Raw genomic sequence first — 15928 nt, 5'->3', positions numbered from 1 at the left:
CCGGCGGTTGGGCGGCTCAAGGGTTTTCGTCCGTGGCGCGGAACGGGCTCAGCTCGTCGCGCCCGCTCAGCAGGGCCAGGCGCTCGTAGGCCAGGGCCAGTTGGAATTCGGTGCTTGCATTGAAGTGCGCCGCGGCGCTTTGCTGGACCATCGAGTCGCCCAGGTCGGCCTGGTCCTCGATGTCGTACAGGTAGCGCGCGCGGTCGATGTACAGCTCGCGGTAGTCCATGCGCCAGGCGGCCTCGTCGCGCTGGGTTCGTAGTGCGCGGATCTCGTCGTACAGCTCGCGCAGGCGGTTGCGCGCCTCGATGCGGGCCTCGCCCAGCTCGGCCTCGGCTCGATGGCGGGCGGCGACGGCCTGCCCGACCCGACTGTCGTGGCGGCGGCCTTCGTACAGCGGGATTTCCAGGACCAGGCCGGCGGCGAACGGGTTGCGATCGCTGCCGCCCAGGTCGCGGTGCCACCAGCCGGATTCGGCCTCGGCATACAGGCGCGGGCGCCGCTGCGCGCGCGAGGCCGCCACCTCGCGGCTGGCGGCCTCGACGTGGCGGCGCTCGGCCATCAGGCGCGGACTGGTGTTATCCAGTTCGGCGAGCAGCGCATCCAGTTCGGGCAGTTCGGGCAGATCCAGGGGCAGCATGGGGGCGAGTACGGTACGCACGCGCCGGTCCGGGCGGTTCAGGGCTTCGGCCAGCGCGGCCCGGGTGCGGGCCTGGTCCTGCAGGGCGCGGGTACGTTGCACGCGCAGGGTCTGGTACTCGGATTCCAGGCGGAAGACCTCGATGTCCGAGACCTGACCGCGCTGGTTGCGCTCCTCGGCCCGTTCCTTGGATACGTAGGCGGCGGCCATGGCCTCGGTGTCGCGGGCGAAGGCGAGATCTGCCAGCAGCACCTCGAAGTAGCGCTCGAGGACGTGGATGCGGTGACGGGCGTGGGTCAGTTCCTCTTGCTGGCGGGCGGCCTCGAGTCGCTGTTCGCCTGCGGATTCGCGCGCATGCGACTGCCCGAAATCGCTCAGCAGCTTGCGTGCGACGATGGAGGCGCGGGAGTCGTTGCGGCTGCGGTCGGCAATCAAGTCGTTGGGCTCGATCCAGCGGGCCTCGAGCCGCGCGTCCACGCGCACATCGCGCTCGGCCCGAGTCGCCTCCAGGGCGGCGCGGGCCTGTTCGCGGTCGGCGCGCGCCTGACGCACCCGGGGGTGCAGGGCGTCGACCCGCTCCAGGGCGTCACCCACCCGCATTGGGTTGGGCAGCGGGCCGAGGCCGGTCGCGCCGCCGGCTTCCTGCGCAGTCGCCGGCCCGGCCAGGGGCCACAGGAGCAGAATGGCCAGTAGCAGGCGAGCCAGGGGCCGCCGGCGTCCGGTGCAGGACGAGCGGGGGTGCATCGGCGACATCAGGCGTCGATCCTCGGGAGTGGCAAGAAGAGGGGTTTAGCGGCCGTCTTGCTCGCGCTTGAAGCGCGTGAAGTTCTGGTCCTTGTAATGCCCCTCGGCGACAAACTCGCCCAGTTGCAGGAATTCGCGGGAGTCGCGGGTGGCCCCGGTGAAGCGGGCGATGGGTTCGCCCTCCAGGTTGAAGAACTGGAACACCGGCGTGGCGCGTACCCGGTAGTCGCGGGTGGCCCAGTCCATCTGGGTCTTGGTCTCGCCCTCGAAGGTGACGATCTCGATGGCGCCCTCGACATCGACGCTGAACACCCGGAAGTGCTCGCTGAAGTATTCCTGGACCTCGGGCTGGTTCAGCACCTGGTTCTTCATGCGGTGGCAGAACGGGCAGTCGGCCATCTCGAAAAAGATCAGGATGCCTTTCTTGCCGGCCGCGCGCGCGTCTTCCAGCTCTTCGGGGAACTCGCCGAAGGTCGGGTCGAAGAAGTGGTGTGTCGGATCGCGCGGGTCTTCGACCGCGGCGGTTGCCAGAGCCGGGACAAGGAAGGCCAGCAGGGCCAGCATCAGGATTGGATTACGCAACATGAGCCGTCACTCTCCGAATATGTAGATAGCCGTATGCACCAATGACGTGCAGGAGACTGGCTTAATTCCCTTTGTCGTGCAAGGACAAAGGGGCGAGCTACCCGCGAGTGCCTGGATATCGGAGTATCCGCGCATCAGCGGGGTTCCAATCGACACCACCCGGGGCGCATGTTCCAATAAACAGGCCTGATCTGCGGAACCCCTTCGATGCGCAACCCCCTCTTTCCCCTGTTTGTCTTTCTCGGTCTGGTGCTGCTCGAGATCTTCGGCTTCGCCTGGGTGGGCGATGCCGTGGGCGCCCTGATGACGGTGGTGCTGGTGATCGTCACGGCGGCGGCCGGGCTGATGTTGTTCCGATTGCAGGGCTTCTACCATTGGCGGCGGCTGCAACAAAGCCTGGCGCGGGGGGAGGTTCCGGCGCGCGGGCTGGTCGAGGGCTGGCTGCTGATGTCGGCCGCCGTGTTGCTGTTGCTGCCGGGGTTCTTTACCGATGCCGCCGGCTTCGTGCTGTTGATTCCGCCGCTGCGGCGCTGGGCGGCGGCCGGCATCCTGCGCCGCGGCATGGTCCGCACGCGCACCGGCGGCCCTGGTGGGCCGCCGGGCGGCGGTACCATCGAGGGCGAATTCCGCCACCACGACGATCGCCCCGAGGCGCCGAACGATCGGCTGGACCACGACGACCGTCGCTGATTCACGTTTCTGGCCCCGCTTTCGTAACGCGCGCTCTTGACTCGCCCTTGTGTGCCCCTATTATTAGCACTCGTCAGGGGTGGGTGCTAACAGGGTGCCTGCCCGACAAACCAATTTTCCTGTTTGAGACATTTTATTAAGGAGTTCGCGCCATGAACCTGCGTCCTTTGCACGATCGAGTCATCGTGAAGCGTATGGAAGAAGAACGCACCACCCCCGGCGGCATCGTGATCCCGGATTCCGCGGCCGAGAAGCCGATCCGTGGCGAAGTGGTTGCAGTAGGCAACGGCAAGATCCTGGACAACGGCGAAGCCCGTCCCCTGGACGTGAAGGCTGGTGACACGGTCCTGTTCGGCAAGTACTCCGGCACCGAGGTCAAGGTCGATGGCAACGAAGTCCTCGTGATGCGCGAAGACGACATCATGGCCGTCATCGAGGGCTGAACGCCCCGAACCGCGACCGTCTAACACGAATTTTCAGGAGTAGAACGAATCATGAGCTCTAAAGAAGTACGCTTTGGTACCGACGCCCGTACCCGCATGGCCAAGGGCGTGAACACCCTGGCCAACGCCGTGAAGGTCACCCTCGGTCCGAAGGGCCGCAACGTGGTCCTGGACAAGGCCTTTGGTGCCCCGACCGTGACCAAGGACGGCGTGTCCGTGGCCAAGGAAATCGAGCTGGAAGACAAGTTCGAGAACATGGGCGCCCAGCTGGTTAAGGAAGTCTCCTCGCAGACCTCCGACACCGCCGGTGACGGCACCACCACCGCGACCGTGCTGGCCCAGTCCATCGTCCGCGAGGGCATGAAGGCGGTCACCGCCGGCATGAACCCGATGGACCTCAAGCGCGGCATCGACAAGGCCGTGAAGGCCGCCACCGAAGAGCTGAAGAAGCTCTCCAAGCCGTGCACCGAGCACAAGGCGATCGCCCAGGTGGGCTCGATCTCCGCGAACTCCGACACCGCGATCGGCGAGATCATTGCCGATGCGATGGACAAGGTCGGCAAGGAAGGCGTGATCACCGTCGAGGAAGGCTCCTCGCTGGAAAACGAGCTGGATGTCGTCGAAGGCATGCAGTTCGATCGCGGCTACCTGTCGCCCTACTTCATCAACAACCAGCAGAACATGAGTGCCGAGCTGGAGGATGCCTACATCCTGCTGTTCGACAAGAAAATCGCGAACATCCGTGATCTGCTGCCGATCCTCGAAGGCGTGGCCAAGGCCAACAAGCCGCTGCTGATCATCGCCGAGGACATCGAAGGCGAAGCCCTGGCGACCCTGGTCGTCAACTCCATGCGCGGCATCGTCAAGGTCGCCGCCGTGAAGGCCCCGGGCTTCGGTGATCGCCGCAAGGCCATGCTGCAGGACATCGCCGTGCTGACCGGTGGCCAGGTGATCTCGGAAGAGGTTGGCCTGTCGCTGGAGAAGACCACGGTGGAAGACCTGGGCCGCGCCAAGAAGGTGCAGGTGACCAAGGAGAACACCACGATCATCGACGGCATGGGGTCCAACAAGGACATCAAGGGCCGCGTTGACCAGATCCGTGCGCAGATCGAGGAAGCGAGCTCCGACTACGACAAGGAAAAGCTGCAGGAACGCGTGGCCAAGCTGGCCGGCGGTGTGGCCGTCATCAAGGTCGGTGCTGCCACCGAGATCGAAATGAAAGAGAAGAAGGCCCGCGTCGAAGACGCCCTGCATGCCACGCGTGCGGCGGTGGAAGAAGGCGTGGTCCCCGGCGGTGGCGTGGCCCTGCTGCGTGCCTGCGCCGCGATCACCAAGCTCAAGGGTGACAACGACGAGCAGACCGCCGGTATCAACATCTGCCGTCGTGCGATGGAAGAGCCGCTGCGCCAGATCGTCTACAACTCCGGTGACGAGCCGTCCGTGGTCCTCAACCAGGTCCTGGAAGGCAAGGGCAACTACGGCTACAACGCCGCGAGCGGCGAGTTCGGAGACATGATCGACATGGGCATCCTGGACCCGACCAAGGTGACCCGTTCCGCGCTGCAGAACGCCGCATCGGTCGCTGCCCTGCTGATCACCACCGAGGCCATGATTGCCGACATCCCGAAGAAGGATGACGGTGGCGGCGCCGGTGGCGACGACATGGGCGGTATGGGTGGCATGGGCGGCATGGGTGGCATGGGCGGCATGATGTAATTCGCCGCTTTACCCGTGCATCGTTGATGTACCTAGGGACCCCGCTTCGGCGGGGTCTTTTTGTCTGACCGGTACCGTTTCCTGGGGTCCGAGTTCGGGTGCCAAATCCGCGGTTTCAGGAACCCTTAGCAGGGTTGTGTGTCTTCCGGAGTACAGCTTGCCGGAATGTCTCTGTGCGATTCGGGTTCTGTCTGTTGCAATATCGAAACAGGGCAGTCGAAAGTCACTGGATATTCGGAAATTTACGGAATGTGACGATGTTGTGATGTCGACACATAATTTGCGTTCCGATGCGTGCAAAACCCGAACTTGTGTGCCACTATCAGGGTACTGTAGGGGGCTTGGCGCAAGGAGCTCGCTGCTTTGGATTGCGGTCGCGGCGCGTACCATGGTGGTCGCGCGGTTCAACCCGGGTCCGACGTCTATTGTTTTTACAAGGAGGCTTTGCAATGAATCATAAGCTCGTTAAGAATCTTCTGGCCGCTTCCGTGGCCTCGCTGGTGCTCGGCGCCGCCGGGCAGGTTGTGGCGCAGGAACCGCCGGCCGCCAACGTGACCGACCGTAGCGGCAAGGTTGTGGTCGATCGCTCCGGTGAATGTGTGCGTACGCGCTCCTGGACGGAAGAAAACGTGAAGTTCCCGCATTGCGCGGGCTACATCGAAGAAGTTGCCGAGGCCCCCGAGCCCGAGCCGGCGGCTGCCCCGGCGCCGGAGCCGGAGCCGGAATTCACCACCACCACGCTGAGCGCCCAGGCCCTGTTCGACTTTGACAGCGCAGACCTGCGTTCCGAAGGTCGTTCCGCCCTGCGTGATCTGGCCCGCAGCCTGACCTCCGACGACGCCGAGTACAGCTCGGTGCTGGTCGAAGGCCACACCTGCACCATCGGCCCGGCCGACTACAACCAGGGCCTGTCCGAGCGTCGCGCCCAGGCAGTCACCGACTTCCTGGCCAGCGAAGGCGTGCGTGAAAGTGACATCCGCACCGTCGGCTACGGTGAAGACCGTCCGACCGCCGACAACTCCACCCAGGAAGGCCGCGAAGCCAACCGCCGCGTGGAAGTGACCTCCGACGTGCGCAAGCGCGCCGACTAAGGTCGCCGGCAAGACCCTGACCGCCGGTTCGCCGGCGCGTTGGAATCAGGCCCCGCTCCGGCGGGGCCTTTTTTGTGGGCAACTCGCGGGCGCCATTCGGCGGACCTTCGGCTCGGCCGGACGCGGAGGCGCGATTGCTGGCCCTTCAGCCTGCGTTAATGTGGCAGCCCTAGACTGGTTCCAAACACCCAAGGATCCATGATGACCATGAACCTGAATACGAACCTTCCCCGCTCCCCGTTCGGCCCGATGCTGCTGCGCTCCGGGGCCTTTTTGGTCGGCATGCTGCTGGCCACTGCGGTCGCGGCGGGCGGCGTCGAACGTTCAACGGACCTCCAGGCGCTGAGCGCCCAGGGTGATGGCAAGGCGACCGTGATCATGTTCGCGTCGAGTAGCTGCCCGTACTGTGATCGTGCCGAACAGCGCTATCTCGGCCCGATGACCGCGGACCCGGCTCTCCAGGGTGTGAACATCCGCAAGGTCATGCTGGATCGCCAGGAGGTGCGGGATTTCGATGGCACGACCAAGCTGGGGAGTGAGCTGGGTCGTGCCTACGGCGTGCGGGTGGTGCCGACGATCATGGCGTTCGATGCCGAGGGCCAGCCGGTCGGCCGTCCCCTGGTGGGCATCCCCAACGAGCAGCTCTATCGCAGCCAGATCCGGGTACGCATCGACGCCGCACGCAACGGCGCTCGCGATACTTCGAGCTAGCCGCTCGATCCCAGGCGCCCGCAGAAAACGATAAGCCCCTTCGCTTTCGGCTCAGAGCGCCAAGCCCAGGGCTCGCTCGGGTGACTTCCATGCAGATCGCCACGTCGCTTCGCTCCTCGCGATGACGAGGGGTTCAGCACCACCGTTGCGAAGAGCTTCCAGGTGAAGCGATACTTCACCACCGAGAGCAGGTTTGAGCGCCTCCGTGTCCTCTGTGGTTAAACCGGCATGGATCTTTCTTCGTACCTTCGTGTGCTTCGTGGTGAAAAAGGCCTTTGATCCTTAGTCCGCAGCGTCTCCCTAGCGCTCGAATCGATAGATCAGGTCTACCGACTGCTCCGTCGTCCCGGAGGCGGTCTCGACGCTCAGGTTGCGGGTCAGTTCGTAGCGCAGCAAGACCTTCGATGTGTTGTCGAACAGCCCGATGGAGTAGCGCAGCAGCAGGCGCGGCGAGAGGTACAGGCCCAGTGTCAGCGCGCTTTCGTCCAGCCCGCCCTCGGTGTCCAGCTCCACCTCGTCCAGGCCCAGTTCGCGGCCGATGCGTTCGGTAATCACGGCCCCTTGTTCCAGCCCGTAGGCGGCTGCGGCAGCAGCGATCATGTTGCCATCGGATTGCGAGGCGCCGGATAGGGGGCGTCCAGTCAGCAGGTAGGACATCGCCTCGGTCTCGTCCATCGGCGGGTCCGAGATCACCCGCGAGCTCAGGTTGTCCGGCGTGCCGCGGATCTCCAGCCCGACGGTCACGTTGTATTCGCGCACGGTGCGTACCGCGCGCAGGTCCAGTTCCGGGTTCTCCGCCGGCCCCTGGAAGACCAGGCTGCCGCGTTCCACCCGCAGGTCCTGGCCGTAATCGCTGTACTCGCCTTCGGGGATCGTGATCTCGCCGAACAGTTGGGTCGGTTGCCCGGTGACCTCCTCGACATCCACCTCGCCGGCGAAGCGTGCGGTCAGGCCGAAGCCGTCGAAGCGCACGTCATCCCCCAGACGGATCCGAATGCGGATGTCGGTCTTGAGTCCCTGTGCCTCCGTGATCTCCTCCCCGAGGATGATCTCGTCGCCGGAGACGCGGATCGCTCCGGGCGGCAGATCCGGCGGACGGATGCGCGCCCAGGGCAGAAAGACCTCGCCGCGCACACGAATACCGTCGTCGGGGGTAAAGACCAGCTGCAGGTCCGGTGTAATGCGTGCCTCGGCGTCGATCCGATTGACCACCAGGAAGTCCTCGCCGGTCAGGTTCAGCTCGGCACGGGGCCCGGCGTCGCCGAGGTCCACGCGACCGTCGAGGTCGATGCCGCCGTCCCCGGACTCCAGGCGGCCGGTCAGGGTCAGCTGTTCGGCCGAGACCACCCGGGCCGTGATCTCGGGAATGACGATATCGATGCCGGCCTCGGGGATCAGGACCCCGCCGTCGCGGAACGCCACTTCGCCCTCCACCAGTGGCGCGTCCAGTCGTCCGCCGAAGTCGAGGCGGGCGTTGAGTGAGCCACGCAGGCGCTGGATCTCGGGGCTCAGAGCCGCGAGCCAGGACAGGTTATCGAGGTGCGCGTCGAAGTCGCCGTCAATACGCAGGTCGTCGCCGTCCGGGCGTAGTTGGATGTCGCTGCGCGCCGTCCCGCCATCCAGGAAGTCGAGCCGCAGGGAGGCGTCCACGTCGCGATCGCGCACCCGGGCGGTCAGCCGCACATCGCGGTAGGGCACCTCTTCCAGGTCTCCGTCCTCGTCGCGCACGACCAGGTGGCCATCGGTCGGGGTCACGGTCAGGTCGGCCGTAACGGTGCCATCGGCTTCCATACGGCCGCTGGCGTCGGCATTCAGCTGGCCCGCGATAGCGAGTTCCGGCGGCAGGAAGGGTTCCAGCCAGGCCAGGTCCACCGCCCGGGCATCGGCGGCGAACTCGGCCCCTGTCGCCGCACCCCAATCCCCCTCGACGCACAGCCGTCCGTCGTCGCGTGCCAGGCACAGGCGCTCCAGCCGTGCATCTTCCGGCCCGCCTTCCAGTGCGACCGGTTCGGTCAGTTGCCAGGGCCCCCCCGCGGGTTGGTCCAGCTCCAGCCGTGCGATCTGGCCGCGCCAGTGGAGGGTGTCGGGGTTCAGTTCGCCTTGCAGCGCCAGATCCAGCGAGCCCAGATCCCCGGCATCGGCCGCCAGTGTCACGCGATGCCCGTCGATACGACCGGAGGCCCCCAGGCGCAGGGTCTCCACGCGTGTGCCGTCGGCCAGCCCGAGGCCGGTCAGGCGCAGGTCGATCTCGGCCGGGGCGGCGACCTCGAGGCCGGCGTCGGCCCCCAGCTCCAGTTGCTCCAGGGTGATATCCGCGAGTCGCAACCCCGCACCGGTTCCGCGTGCCGCCACGCGCGGCCGATCGGGTTCTCCGGTGATGTGTGCATCGAGCTCCAGTCGGCCGGCGAGGTCGGGCCAGACCCGATCCAGCTCCGGGGCATCCAGGCGCAGCTCGAAGTCCAGGGCCTCGGTCCATTCGCCGTGGGCGGTCAGGGTGTTCCGGCCCAGCGCCAGGTCCAGCTGGTCCACTCGTAGATGCTCCCCCTCCAGCTGCAGTTGGCCCTGACCGGATACGGGCTGGTCGCGCAGCGTACCCTCCAGCCGTTGGAGTTGGGCCTGCACGTGGGGGGTGCCGTCGGCGTCGAGGTGCCCCTGGCTGAGCAGGGCGAGGGCGATCTGGCCGGGGGCCTCGGCGACCACCAGCGACGGATCCAGCCCGTCGCCTTCCAGTGCGAGGTCCCAGCGCAGGCCCTCGGACCAGTCGAGATCCCCATTCAGGGCGAGCCGGGCACCTGTGTCGGTGGCGAGGTGCAGCCGCTCGATCTCGCCACCCGTCTCGGTCAGCGCGATCAGTGCATCGCCCGTGATGTCGATCCCGCGCAGTCGGGCGCGCAATGGGTCCAGGCCAAGCTGCGCGCTCAGGGCGCCGCTGGCGGGGGCGTAGTTGCCGTCCAGCACGAGTCGCAGTTGCTCGATCTGCCCGTCCAGCTCCGAGTGCAGGCGCGCCAGATCCGGGGCCTCCAGATCCAGTCCGAGGTCGAAGACGAGGCGATGATCGGGGTCGCTCAGGTCGCCCGCGAGGCCCGTGGCCGAAGCGTTCAGGTCCAGCTGCGCGGTATCGCGGATCGTCAGGTGCGTGTCCTCGATCCGCGCCTGACCGTCGACCAGCCAGGCGTTCAGGCTGCCGGTGATGGGTTCCCCCTCGTAGTGCCCGGTCAGCTCGTCAAGGGTGACGCTCGCGTCCAGGGCCGCCAGAGGCGGGGTGTCGGTTCCCAGCGGCAGGGTGCCCTGCAACCGTCCCTTCAGGCGTTCGACCCCAGCATCGAACTCCACACCCATTCCGGCGGGGGTCAGGTCCTCGGCCTCCAGGGTGAGGTCCCAGTCCAGGGTGTCGACAAAGCGAATGGGCCCGGCGAGCGTGACCCGCCCGGCCTCGGAGTCGATATCCAGGGCTTCGATCTCCACCGATTCGAGGTCCCCGTGCGCCCGGGTGTTCAGCACAAGCCGTGGCCAGGGCGTCAGGGTGGCCGCGGTCTGCAGAGTGAGCGCCCAGTCCTCCGGAGTCCCCTGCAGGTCGAGGCGGCCGCCCTCCAGGGCGATGTCCTGCTCCGCATCGAGGTGGTAGGTGAAGGGTCGCCACTGCGCCGCCAGTTCCAGCGCAGGGGTGGTGAACAGTTCGTGGGCGTTGGCCTGCAGGTTCAGCTCGATCCCGGCGCGCAGGTCATGTTCGAGCTGCACACGTTCGCGCAAGGCCCCGGTGATCTCCAGCTTGCCGCGCGCCTCGTCCGTGCCCAGGCCCTCGGCCAGGGCCACGGGCAGGGGCGCCTGCCACTGACCCCGCAGGTGCACGGGGTAGTCGCCATCGGCCTCGAGCGATCCGGCCAGTCGGGCCCGGACCTCCGGCATGTCCAGCTCCAGCGCGTGTAGCTCGATGCGCGAGCCGCTGGCCCGCGCATCGGCCGTCAGGCGGGTGATCGAGGCCAGGGGTTCGCCCGCCAGCAGGATCTCCATGTCCTCCACCTGGAGCTGGCCCAGGCGCACCGCCAGCGGCAGCCGGAAGGAATCGGGCAGGGCGAAGGGTTCGTCCGCGGGTGGCGCATCCGGGTCGGGTGGTGGCAGGTCCACGCGCAGCCCGGTGGCGGCCAGTATCCGGATGTTAAGCTCGCCGCGGAGCAGGCTGCGGGCGCTGATCCCGACGCGCCCGGTGGGCAGGTCGATCACCGGGCCGTCGGGCAGCGCGAGGTGCAATCCGTGCAGGTGCAGCTCGGTGAACAAGGTCCCCTCGACCCGGTCGATGCGGAATTCGACGGGGGCCAGGCGCTCGCCCTGTTCGACCAGCCAGCGGGTCCCCGATTCGGTCGCGAGCAGGGCCCCGAGGGTGCCCAGCAGGATGATCACCAGGGTAAGGACCGTGGAGAGCCCCCACAGTGTGCCGCGCAACAGGGGTCTCAAAGGTCCGGACCCATGGAGAAGTGGATGCGAAAGTCATCGTCCGAGTCCGGCCCGTGGGCCAGGTCCACGCGGAGCGGGCCGACCGGGGAGCGCCAGCGCACACCGACCCCGACGCCGTAGACGGGGTCGAACTCGTCCCACTCGTTGACGACGTTGCCGGCGTCGACGAAGGCCGCGGCGCTCCAGTTGCCGACGACCGGGTAGTCGTACTCGAGGCTGCCCACTACCTTGTGGCGCCCACCAATCACGTCGCCGCTGTCGTTGCGTGGCCCGACCCGCTGGTAGCCGTAGCCACGGATGCTGGCATCGCCCCCGGCATAGAAGCGCAGAGAGCTGGGGAGGTCGCTGACCGAGTCCACGTCGGTGAAGCCGGCATCCACGCGGGCCAGCACCCGGCCGGTGCCGAGGCCGCGGACCACCTTGCCGCTGGCCAGGACCTGGGCGAACGAGATGCTGGACAGGATCTCTTCGCGCGCGCCCTGAACGGTGGTCTCGAAGCGGTAGCCGCGGCGCGGGGTCATAGGTTCGTCCGCTTCCATGCGGCTGATCCGGTAGGACGGGATCAGCAGGTTGCTGCGCCCGCTGTCATCCTCGCCGGCGGTGTAGTCCTCGTACTCGTAGCGCAGCCCCTCGGTGGTCTGCCAGCCGCTGCGGCGCTGCAGGACCCGGTTGGCGCCGACCTGGAAGCGATCGGACTGCTGGGTGTCGGTGTCTTCCGTGCGATAGGTGGTGAACAGGTTCAGGCGTTCGCGCAGCGGGTCGCGCAGCGGGATCTCGTAGTTGTAGCCGATCCCGGAACGCACCGGCGACGCCTCGATCTCGGCCTGGTAGCGATGGCCGATCCGGTTGGCGTAGCGATGTTCGTAGCGCAGCCGGATACGCGGGCCGATATCGGTGGAGTAGCCGATGCCGGCCTCGTAGCTATGGCGTTTGCGCGGCTCCAGTTCGACCAGGATCGGGACCTGCAGTCCCTCTGCCGCGTCGCGTTGCGGGCGCACACGGACGCCGCCAAAGTAGCCGCTGTCGTTCAGATTGCGCTGCAGCGCGATGATCTGCGCCGAGCTGTACGGGTCACCCGCCGCGAACGGCACCATGCGCTGGACGAAGTCCTCGGAGAGGATGTCCTGGTCGATGTGGACCCGCCCCACGCGGTAGCGATCGCCGGTATCCATGTGCAGGCGGATGGTCGCGCTGCGGGTGTCGCGGTCCACTTCCAGGCGTCGGGTGTGGAGATCGGCGTCGAAATAGCCGCGATCCGACGCGATCCGCGTCATGCGGTTGCGCAGGGCCTCGTAGCGATCATGGCGCAGGGTGTCGCCCTCGCGGATCTCGGTCTGGCTGAGCACGGCCTCGAAGCCGAGATCACCGGCTCCCTCGCCGGTGATCTGCAGGTCCACCTGCTCCACCGTGGTCGGCGGGCCGGGATCCAGGGTGATGCGGATATCCCAGCAGGCCTCGTGGCGTTCGAAATCGAGATCCAGCTCGGGGTCGTAGAAACCGATCGCCCGCAGGGCATCGGTGGCGCGCGCCTCGGTGTCGCGCAACACGCGGCCCTCACGAAACCCGGGCAAGTCGCAGGGGTGGCGAGCCAGGTTGATGCTGTTGCGGATATTGCTGCGCTGAGCGTCGGTACCCCCCTCGATCTGCAAGCCGGGGGTGGAGCCATCCTGCGCACCGGCCGCCCCCGGGATGCCCGCCAGTGCGACGAGCAGCATCGCAACCACGCCCAGCCCGGTGCGGGCCGGGCGGCGGACAACAGGGGCGCGGGCGTGGGTCATGAAACGATGATAGCGGTTGCGGAAAGGGGAGCGTGTCGACATCGGAACGCGCGAAATCACGCGAGTTCCCGCTGGGCCTGCACCAACGACCCTGGCGGGCTGCGGAGCGCGCCAGGGTCAGGAGGCCGGGCAGTCGACCCCGCTGCCGCGCGAGAACACTACCAGGTGGGTGAAGTCGAGGCGCAGGCGCACGTGCTCGCCGATGACGAAATTGTCGTGGCTGGGCGCCATGCACAGCACGCTGAGGCCGTCCGGCAGGCGCAGGGTGTAGAGGAAGTCCGCCCCGCGGAAGGCCTTGTCGAGGATCTCGGTGCGGATGGTGCCCGCTTCGTTGTCGATCGCGATGTCGTCCGGACGCACGAGGACGTCCACGGCGGTGCCGGGCGGCAGCTGTTCCGACAGCGTGCCCTCGATCTGGCCAAAGGCGGTATCGACCACGTGTTCGGCGCAGACCATGCCGGGGATCAGCGTACCCTCGCCGACGAAGTCTGCGACGAAACGATCCGCCGGTCGATGGTAGAGGTTGTAGGCAGTGTCCCACTGGGCCACGCGGCCCTGGTGGATCACCGCGATGCGATCGGCGAAGGCGAAGGCCTCGTTCTGGTCGTGGGTCACGAGGATGGCGGTGGTGTTCTCCGCGCGCAGGATGCGCCGGACCTCGCGGGCCAGTTCGCTGCGTAGCTCCACGTCCATGCTGGAAAATGGCTCATCCAGCAACAGCAGCTTGGGCCGCGGGGCCAGGGCCCGGGCCAGGGCGATGCGTTGCTGCTGGCCACCGGACAGGGCGTGCGGGTAGGACTCGCCATAGCCCGGCAAGCCCACCAGCTTGAGGAGCGAGCGGATGCGCTCGTCACGATCCTTGCGGCTCCAGTGGCGGATGCCGAAGCCAATGTTGTCGGCCACGCTCAGGTGCGGGAACAGGGCGAAATCCTGGAACACCATGCCGACCCCGCGCTTCTCCGGCGGGATCGTGCTGCGGGCATCGCTGACGCTGCGCCCGTCCAGCTGGATGCTCCCCGCCATCAGGGGCTCGAAGCCGGCGATCGCCCGCAGCAATGTGGTCTTGCCGCAGCCGGAGGGGCCCAGCAGGCAGCCGATCTGGCCCTTGGGCAGGGCCAGGGAGACCTGATGGACCACGGCGGTACCGTCATAGCCGATATCCACTCGATCGAGGGCGATCAGCGGGGTATGGGGCACCTGCAGTGTGGTTTCGATGGGCTGGGTCATGGCGTATTCGTCGTGCCTGCGGGCATGGCGAGGGGTTTTTGCGGCGATTCTTCGTCCGCCGCGCGGGTCGGGCCCTGCTGGCCGGGGCGCGAGCGGCCGATGGTCACCGACAGCAGGATAACGGGAACCAGCCCGACCAGCACGATGGCCAGGGCGGCGCTGGAGGATTCGGCCAGGCGCTCGTCACTGGCCAGCTCGAAGGCGCGCACCGCGAGGGTGTTGAAGTCGAACGGGCGCAGGATGAGCGTCGCCGGAAGCTCCTTCAGGACATCGACGAATACCAGCAGCAATGCCGTCAGCAGGGTGCCGCGCATGATCGGCAGGTGTACCCGGGTCAGGGTCTGCAGTGGACGCATCCCCAGCGAGCGGGCGGCATCGTCCATGCTCGGCTGGATCTTGCCCAGCCCGGCCTCGACCGTCTGCAGCGAGACGGCGAGAAAGCGCACGGCATAGGCGAACAGCAGGGCGAACAGCGTGCCCGATAGCAACAGGCCGGTGGACACTCCGAAGGTGTCGCGCATGAAGCCGTCCAGGGCGTTGTCGAAGGCGGCGAACGGGATCATCACGCCGATCGCGATCACGATGCCGGGTACCGCGTAGCCCATCCCGGCGACGCGCACGGCAGCCGCGGTGAAACGCCCGCCCTCCATGCGCCGTGCATAGGCGAGGACCAGGGCCAGGACGACCGCGATCACGGCCGCGGCGATGGCCAGCCAGAAGCTGTTGAAGACCAGTCGCCCGAAGGCCGGGTTCATCCATTGTTCGGTGGTCTGCACGGTCCACAGTCCGAGCTGGAGGGCCGGCAGCAGGAAGCCCAGCAGGACCGGAAACAGGCAGCCCAGGAAGGCCGCGGTGGCCTTCCAGCCGCGTAGCTGGTAACGCGGCAGGGTCGAGTAGCGGCGGCTGGTGTGATGGAAGCGCGCCTTGGCCCGCGACCAGCGTTCCAGCACGATCAGTACGAATACGAAGGTCAGCAGCACGGCCGCGAGCTGGGCCGCCGCGGCCGGGTCGCCCAGGGCGTACCAGGTGCGGAAGATGCCGGTGGTGAAGGTGCTCACGCCGAAGTAAGCGACCGTGCCGTAATCGGCCAGCACTTCCATCAGCGCAAGGGTCAACCCGGCGATGATGGCCGGACGTGCGAGCGGCAGGGCGACCCGGCGAAAGCCACCGAACGGACCGGCGCCCAAGGTGCGGGAGACCTCCAGTACGCAGACCGACTGCTCGAGGAAGGCGGCGCGGCTGAGCAGGTAGACATAGGGGTAAAGCACCAGCGTCAGCATGGCCATGGCGCCGCCCAGCGAGCGGATCTCGGGGAAGTAGTACTCGCCGTAACCCAGTCCCGTGAGTTCACGGATCAGGCTTTGTACCGGGCCGCTGAAATCCAGCATGCCGGTGTAGGTGTAGGCAATGATGTAGGCCGGCATGGCCAGCGGCAGCATCAGCGCCCACTGGAAGATCGAACGGCCGGGGAACTCGCACACGCTGACCAGCCAGGCAACCGGTACCCCGATCACCAGCACCCCGATCCCGACGCCAATCAGCAGGGCCAGGGAGTTGACGACATAGTCCGCGAGGACTGTCTCGCGCAGGTGGGTCCAGACCTCGCCGGCGGGGATGAACACGTGCCCGAAGATGACCAGGATCGGTAGGGCGAGCGTCAGCGCTACGACGATGGCGACTGCCGACCACGGGCTGAACGGCAGGCGCTGGCGAACCGCAGGATTCGCAGGCGTCGCGGGCGGGTTGGTGGTCTGGGCGGTCATGGATTGCGAATAATAAAGGTTCTTGTTTCGAATACCACTATGGCCGCCTTGTGACTGGCGGATTGTCGTGGCCATGTGCCGCGATCGC

Annotated in this window: 11 protein-coding genes; 5 read left to right on the top strand and 6 right to left on the bottom strand. The window is 67.0% G+C overall.

What is annotated here, in order from left to right:
- Positions 1-16 precede the first annotated feature (16 nt).
- Both F622_RS0106040 and F622_RS0106035 read right to left on the bottom strand, forming a co-directional pair.
- Complete coding sequence (locus F622_RS0106040; RefSeq protein WP_019571513.1) at positions 17-1393, bottom strand: TolC family protein; 1377 nt, start codon at positions 1391-1393, stop codon at positions 17-19.
- 36 nt (positions 1394-1429) lie between these two features.
- A complete protein-coding gene (locus F622_RS0106035) occupies positions 1430-1969 on the bottom strand; it encodes a thioredoxin family protein (RefSeq protein WP_018145208.1) in 540 nt (179 codons plus the stop codon).
- A gap of 207 nt (positions 1970-2176) precedes the next feature.
- Between F622_RS0106035 and F622_RS0106030 the strand changes: the two genes are divergently transcribed.
- The 5 genes from F622_RS0106030 (at position 2177) to F622_RS0106010 (ending at position 6620) form a co-directional block, all read left to right on the top strand.
- Complete coding sequence (locus F622_RS0106030; RefSeq protein ID WP_018168990.1) at positions 2177-2659, top strand: FxsA family protein; 483 nt, start codon at positions 2177-2179, stop codon at positions 2657-2659.
- Positions 2660-2811: 152 nt separating this feature from the next.
- Positions 2812-3102, top strand: a complete 291-nt coding sequence (gene groES / locus F622_RS0106025) for a co-chaperone GroES (RefSeq protein ID WP_018145210.1) — start codon at positions 2812-2814, stop codon at positions 3100-3102.
- A 51-nt stretch (positions 3103-3153) separates the two neighbouring features.
- On the top strand, positions 3154-4818 hold the full coding sequence (gene groL, locus F622_RS0106020; protein ID WP_018175630.1) for a chaperonin GroEL: 1665 nt from the start codon (positions 3154-3156) through the stop codon (positions 4816-4818).
- A gap of 449 nt (positions 4819-5267) precedes the next feature.
- On the top strand, positions 5268-5909 hold the full coding sequence (locus F622_RS0106015; protein WP_018168992.1) for an OmpA family protein: 642 nt from the start codon (positions 5268-5270) through the stop codon (positions 5907-5909).
- Between the two features lie 201 nt (positions 5910-6110).
- A complete protein-coding gene (locus F622_RS0106010) occupies positions 6111-6620 on the top strand; it encodes a thioredoxin fold domain-containing protein (protein ID WP_019571512.1) in 510 nt (169 codons plus the stop codon).
- A gap of 300 nt (positions 6621-6920) precedes the next feature.
- Here the strand turns inward: F622_RS0106010 and F622_RS0106005 are convergent, their stop codons facing one another.
- The 4 genes from F622_RS0106005 to F622_RS0105990 form a co-directional block, all read right to left on the bottom strand.
- On the bottom strand, positions 6921-11060 hold the full coding sequence (locus tag F622_RS0106005) for a translocation/assembly module TamB domain-containing protein (RefSeq protein WP_019571511.1): 4140 nt from the start codon (positions 11058-11060) through the stop codon (positions 6921-6923).
- 8 nt (positions 11061-11068) lie between these two features.
- The gene (locus F622_RS0106000) at positions 11069-12892 is read right to left on the bottom strand and encodes an autotransporter assembly complex family protein (protein WP_019562763.1); all 1824 of its coding nucleotides are present in this window, start codon (positions 12890-12892) and stop codon (positions 11069-11071) included.
- Positions 12893-12967: 75 nt separating this feature from the next.
- Positions 12968-14077 carry an ABC transporter ATP-binding protein gene (locus F622_RS0105995; RefSeq protein ID WP_018649635.1) on the bottom strand — a complete coding sequence of 370 codons (1110 nt, stop codon included), beginning with the start codon at positions 14075-14077 and terminating at the stop codon, positions 12968-12970.
- Complete coding sequence (locus tag F622_RS0105990; RefSeq protein ID WP_018145217.1) at positions 14074-15840, bottom strand: iron ABC transporter permease; 1767 nt, start codon at positions 15838-15840, stop codon at positions 14074-14076. The genes F622_RS0105995 and F622_RS0105990 overlap by 4 nt, the downstream gene beginning before the upstream one ends.
- Positions 15841-15928: the final 88 nt, after the last annotated feature.

The sequence above is a fragment of the Thioalkalivibrio sp. ALMg3 genome, from assembly GCF_000381225.1.
In the GTDB taxonomy this organism is placed as follows: domain Bacteria; phylum Pseudomonadota; class Gammaproteobacteria; order Ectothiorhodospirales; family Ectothiorhodospiraceae; genus Thioalkalivibrio; species Thioalkalivibrio versutus.
This window is presented reverse-complemented; position numbering and strand designations above follow the sequence as displayed.

Bases quoted from the DNA above. Each gene is read 5' to 3' on its own strand.
- F622_RS0106040 (WP_019571513.1), bottom strand. From the start codon at position 1,393: ATGTCGCCGATGCACCCCCGCTCGTCCTGCACCGGACGCCGGCGGCCC.
- F622_RS0106035 (WP_018145208.1), bottom strand. From the start codon at position 1,969: ATGTTGCGTAATCCAATCCTGATGCTGGCCCTGCTGGCCTTCCTTGTC.
- F622_RS0106030 (WP_018168990.1), top strand. From the start codon at position 2,177: ATGCGCAACCCCCTCTTTCCCCTGTTTGTCTTTCTCGGTCTGGTGCTG.
- groES (WP_018145210.1), top strand. From the start codon at position 2,812: ATGAACCTGCGTCCTTTGCACGATCGAGTCATCGTGAAGCGTATGGAA.
- groL (WP_018175630.1), top strand. From the start codon at position 3,154: ATGAGCTCTAAAGAAGTACGCTTTGGTACCGACGCCCGTACCCGCATG.
- F622_RS0106015 (WP_018168992.1), top strand. From the start codon at position 5,268: ATGAATCATAAGCTCGTTAAGAATCTTCTGGCCGCTTCCGTGGCCTCG.
- F622_RS0106010 (WP_019571512.1), top strand. From the start codon at position 6,111: ATGACCATGAACCTGAATACGAACCTTCCCCGCTCCCCGTTCGGCCCG.
- F622_RS0106000 (WP_019562763.1), bottom strand. From the start codon at position 12,892: ATGTCGACACGCTCCCCTTTCCGCAACCGCTATCATCGTTTCATGACC.
- F622_RS0105995 (WP_018649635.1), bottom strand. From the start codon at position 14,077: ATGACCCAGCCCATCGAAACCACACTGCAGGTGCCCCATACCCCGCTG.
- F622_RS0105990 (WP_018145217.1), bottom strand. From the start codon at position 15,840: ATGACCGCCCAGACCACCAACCCGCCCGCGACGCCTGCGAATCCTGCG.